Genomic DNA, 4,640 nt, shown 5'->3' on the forward strand with positions numbered 1-4,640 from the left:
TTTTTATTCTCTTATCTTTAATATCCTCAAAACGAGCAATTAAAGATTGGAGTTGCGCTGATTGAATTCTTTCTCCCATTGACTTTTTCCAAAGCTAGGGCTTCTCATCCTTTTTTCCAATTTTAATGCGTTTGCCCTGAGCTACGCCCGCAGGTGGATAGTGCACACAAAATAGAGATAGATCTGATCACGGCAAGATTCAACACTTCGCAGAAGGATTTAAGGTTGAATCAAATTAGTTATGAGGAAGGAAGCCGTGAAACGGCCAAAATTGCGTATGCATTGTTGCAACTAATTGATATAATCTTTACCAAACAGGATGAAAAGTTACCAAATAAGGACAGCGCAAAAGCCATAGTTGAAGGTTTAGGTGCTGCATTTATCTTTGTTAACGAATCAAACCCTGCCCTCAAACTGAGAGAGAAAAATGAAATAGTCCGCCTTATTTACCCATTTTTCATTGACTATCCAGATTTAATACAAGAATTGGTTGATACTGATCGGCAAGCGATTATATGTGCTATCGCTCATAAAATGAAACTTGCTCCAAATATCGAGGAACTCAAAACGCTTCAACGAATCGCCCTAAATACCACTTCCGATTTTGCCAAAGGCCATATTGTCAATGCTTTGGCAGAGCTGGTCTATTCTGGTCAATTGCGATTTGGGGATGACACCATCATTTTTGAAACCCTCAATCTGCTCAAAATAGAAGCTGATGTTCCATTACAGAAGAACATTGAAAGAGTTGAAATAGCCTTACAGTACTTTTTAGGGCAAATAAAGTGACGTAGGTATCGGGCTTATTGCCGTCCATAGTTCAAAACAAAGTCGGAAGTCAGCTCTGTTACCCTCTATTTCAATATCTTACCAATCGCGGAGCGATTGAATTTAGAATAGCCGCGGTCGTCCGCGGATTTTTCGGACATGGGTTCGTTTCACAACCGCGGCAGCGGTTGAATTGCGCGCCGATTTGTTCAACCGCTGCCGCGGTTGTAATACATTCCGCGGACCATTTTACCGCGGACGACCGCGGCTATTCAAGGTTGAATCACTCCGTGATTCTAAAATTGCCTTCTTGAAATTAAAATTCGAGATGGCTCATGTTGATTTTATGAACACAGCTCTATTAATCAGCTATTTCAGCAATTATCTCCCGCTTAAACCTCAGGAAACTGAGGCCTTGATCAGCCGTGTTAAAGAAAGAAGGATCAAACGCAGGCAATTCATTCTCCAGGAAAACGACGTTTGTCAACACATCACTTTTGTGCTTTCAGGCTGTTTCAAAATGTATGGGGTAGATGCTAAAGGCAAGGAACACAACCTCCAGTTTGCCGCAGAAAATGACTGGATCGTCGACTTTGCTAGCCTGTACAAAGAAAAGCCAAGCAAGCTCTACATCGAAGCCATTGAACCCTCTCTAATTCTTCAGATTTTCCGGGACGACCTTTATTACTTGTACGACAATCACACCGTTTTCAACCGGAATTTCCGCATTATGGTGGAAAACAAATACATCGAGTTGCAAAACAGGGTCTTGCAAAACATCAGCTCGACTGCTCAGGAGCGTTACGAGGCTTTTTTGGAGCAGTACCCGTTGTTGTCAAATCGTTTGTCTAATACCCAAATTGCCTCCTACCTGGGCATTACACCGGAGTTTTTGAGCAAAATACGGGCAGATAGAAAACTCAAATAACCCTCTTCCTAAATTACATTAAGCCTTTTTCTTAAGATTGTTTATGGGTCGAATTCCGGTTTGCGCGGCACCTTTGTTGTGTTGTTGTGCTGCGCAAATAAACATTCTAAAACATTGACCATGAAAGCAGCTGTTTTGTATACCCCTGGCGGAGCCGAAAACTTCCAAATACTGGAAGTCCCCATCCCCACCCCCGAAGAAGGTCAAGTCCTGATCCGGGTAAAAGCTTTTGGCTTGAATCGCTCTGAACTGATGACCCGCAAAGGTTTTTCGCCCAATGTGCAATTTCCTCGGGTGCTGGGTATCGAATGTGTTGGCGAAGTAGAATCTGACCCTTCGGGAGAATATAAAAAAGGGCAAAAAGTAGCCGCCATGATGGGTGAAATGGGGCGCGCTTACGACGGCAGTTATGCTGAATATACCGTTTTGCCTAAAACGATTCTTTATCCTGTCCATAGCGATTTGCCTTGGGAAATGCTGGGGGCAATTCCTGAAATGTTCCAAACAGTTTACGGCTCTTTACATCTGGCTTTAAACATCCAAAAGGGGGAAACTTTATTGGTTCGGGGCGCTACTTCATCCGTAGGCATGCTTGCCACCCAACTGGCAAAACACCAGGGTTTGACCATCATTGCCAGCACCCGCAATCCGGCAAAAGCCCCCACCCTACTCGAAAATGGGGCTACCCATGTACTGATCGATGATGGTCAACTAAGGGACAAAGTACGTGCCCTTTTTCCATTGGGGGTGCACAAGGTTTTGGAGTTGGTAGGTGCCGAAACCCTCCAGGATTCGCTGCAATGCACCCGTCCAGGTGGAATAACCTGTATGACCGGGATGCTTTCTGAAAAATGGGCTATCCCCAATTTTGCACCAATGGAGTTTATCCCAGCCACCGTTCAATTGACCATTTTTGACAGCGGCCAAGTGCGTTGCACCACCCAATCCTTTCAGGAATTCATCCATTGGGTTGAAGACGGGACCATCAAATTGAATGTAAACAAGGTTTTTTCTCTTGATCAAATTGTGGCTGCGCATCAGTACATGGAAAGCAATCAAGCTACTGGGAAAATTGTGGTAGTGGTTTAAGATTCTACCATTTCATAAAATCATTAACAAACAAAAAAGGTAAATTCACTCCTTGCTAAGTGTTTGATATAGACATGGGCTTAGCAAAAGAACTCAAAATCAAATACTCTTTCAACTTGCTTGCCATGAAATTTAAGTTCATCTGCTTATTCACCCTGTATTTACTCGGGAGTATTACCTACGCTCAAAACCCACGCGTTTTTGTATTGACCGACATCGAAAATGAGCCAGATGATGCCATGTCTTTTGTCCGCTTCCTTACCTATGCTAATCACTTCGACATCGAAGGTATTGTAGCTACAACTTCCTGTTGGCAGCGCAACAAAACTGCGGAATGGCGCCTGCACGAAATAGCCGAGGCCTATGGAAAAGTTAGAAACAACCTCGAAATCCACGAAAAAGGCTTTCCAACTGAAGCCTATATCCATTCCATCATAAAAAAAGGGTTGCCTGTTTTTGGCAAGGAGGGCCTGGGTGAAGGCAAAGGCTCTGAAGGTTCAGATTGGCTACTAACCAGTATGCTCAAAAATGACCCTCGCCCGCTGTACATCCAGGCGTGGGGCGGCACCAATGTATTGGCACAAGCATTGTGGAAACTCAAAAAAACGGAACCGGAAAGTACCATCAAGCAGGTCATCGCCAAACTCCGGGTTTATACCATTTCTGACCAAGACGATACCGGGCCATGGATTCGGAATACTTTCCCGGCCTTGTTTTACATCGTGAGCCCTGGTTTTGAGGAAAACGGCGGTGGGCAATACCACTACGCCACCTGGTCGGGTATCTCCGGAGATGTTTTTCACGGTCGATTTATGGGCGCTGATACGACCATTGTCCGAAACAAATACCTGGATGAACATGTACGCAAAAATCATGGTGCGCTGGGTGAAAAGTATCCCCAAGTCGAATATTTAATGGAGGGTGATTCCCCCTCTTTTTTAGGGCTGATCAACAATGGATTGAATGCCCCTGACCACCCCAATTACGGTGGTTGGGGTGGTCGCTACGAGCTGTATATTCCACCCTTCAAAAAATACATGTACGAACCCGAAACACGTCCCATGTGGACCGATACGCAGGATGAGGTTTACAGCGAGCTTACCAAAAGTTTTCACACCAGCAATCATGCCACCATATGGCGTTGGAGAACAGCTTTTCAAAACGATTTTTTCGCCAGAATGGACTGGTGCGTGGCCAAAAAGTATTCGGAAGCCAATCACCCACCCCTCGTCACGCTCAAACACGCCAACGAAATCACCGTAAAATCAGGCTCAGAAGTGGTCCTCTCTGGTGATGCTACCGATCCAGACAACAATACATTAAGCTACAATTGGATGTTTTATAAAGAAGTGGGCTCACTCAATGCAAACCAGTTTTCCCTTCAAAACCCAAAAAATAAAGAAGTCAGATTTTTAGCCCCAAATGTCAGCGAGACCAAGACGATGCATTTTATTTTGGAAGTAAAAGACAATGGCACACCGGCTTTAACCCGGTATCAAAGGGTGATTGTCAATGTGATTCCTAAATGAGTTTTTATCAATTTTCGAATCAAAGGCCTTGATTGAACAATAGTCAATATCCCGTACGTCCATTCAACCACTGCCGTGGTTGGGACACCTAGCTCCGGCTTTTTACCGCGGACGACCGCGGCTATGCAAGATTGAACCACTCCGTGGTTAGCTGGATTGAGGTTTTGTTTTGCTCAGGCCTATATACACAAAAGCCCCATCCGAGTCAACGAATGAGGCTGTGTGTGTTGTATTGAGTTGGCAGCGACCTACTCTCCCACCTAAAGGCAGTACCATCAGCGCTGAGCGGCTTAACTTCTCTGTTCGGAATGGGAAGAGGTGGGACC

At 44.8% G+C, this 4,640-nt stretch carries 4 protein-coding genes and 1 rRNA gene; 4 read left to right on the plus strand and 1 reads right to left on the minus strand.

Features of this window, described 5'->3' with window-relative positions; translation table 11 throughout:
- The first annotated feature begins 153 nt into the window (after positions 1 to 153).
- The 4 genes from SFV55_RS29845 (at position 154) to SFV55_RS29860 (ending at position 4,314) form a co-directional block, all read left to right on the plus strand.
- Positions 154 to 789 (plus strand): hypothetical protein, encoded by a 636-nt coding sequence (locus SFV55_RS29845; RefSeq protein WP_320033266.1) that lies wholly within the window; start codon positions 154 to 156, stop codon positions 787 to 789.
- Positions 790 to 1,114: 325 nt separating this feature from the next.
- Positions 1,115 to 1,696: a Crp/Fnr family transcriptional regulator gene (locus SFV55_RS29850; RefSeq protein WP_320033267.1), complete on the plus strand. Its 582-nt coding sequence runs from the start codon at positions 1,115 to 1,117 to the stop codon at positions 1,694 to 1,696.
- A 120-nt stretch (positions 1,697 to 1,816) separates the two neighbouring features.
- Positions 1,817 to 2,785, plus strand: coding sequence for a zinc-binding alcohol dehydrogenase family protein (locus tag SFV55_RS29855; protein ID WP_320033268.1), 969 nt, complete (start codon positions 1,817 to 1,819; stop codon positions 2,783 to 2,785).
- Positions 2,786 to 2,910: 125 nt separating this feature from the next.
- Positions 2,911 to 4,314 carry a DUF1593 domain-containing protein gene (locus SFV55_RS29860; RefSeq protein WP_320033269.1) on the plus strand — a complete coding sequence of 468 codons (1,404 nt, stop codon included), beginning with the start codon at positions 2,911 to 2,913 and terminating at the stop codon, positions 4,312 to 4,314.
- A 235-nt stretch (positions 4,315 to 4,549) separates the two neighbouring features.
- Here SFV55_RS29860 and rrf read toward each other — a convergent pair.
- Positions 4,550 to 4,640, minus strand: a 5S ribosomal RNA gene (rrf, locus tag SFV55_RS29865); the annotation flags it as partial.

The sequence above is a fragment of the Haliscomenobacter sp. genome, from assembly GCF_033763495.1.
Lineage (GTDB): Bacteria > Bacteroidota > Bacteroidia > Chitinophagales > Saprospiraceae > Haliscomenobacter.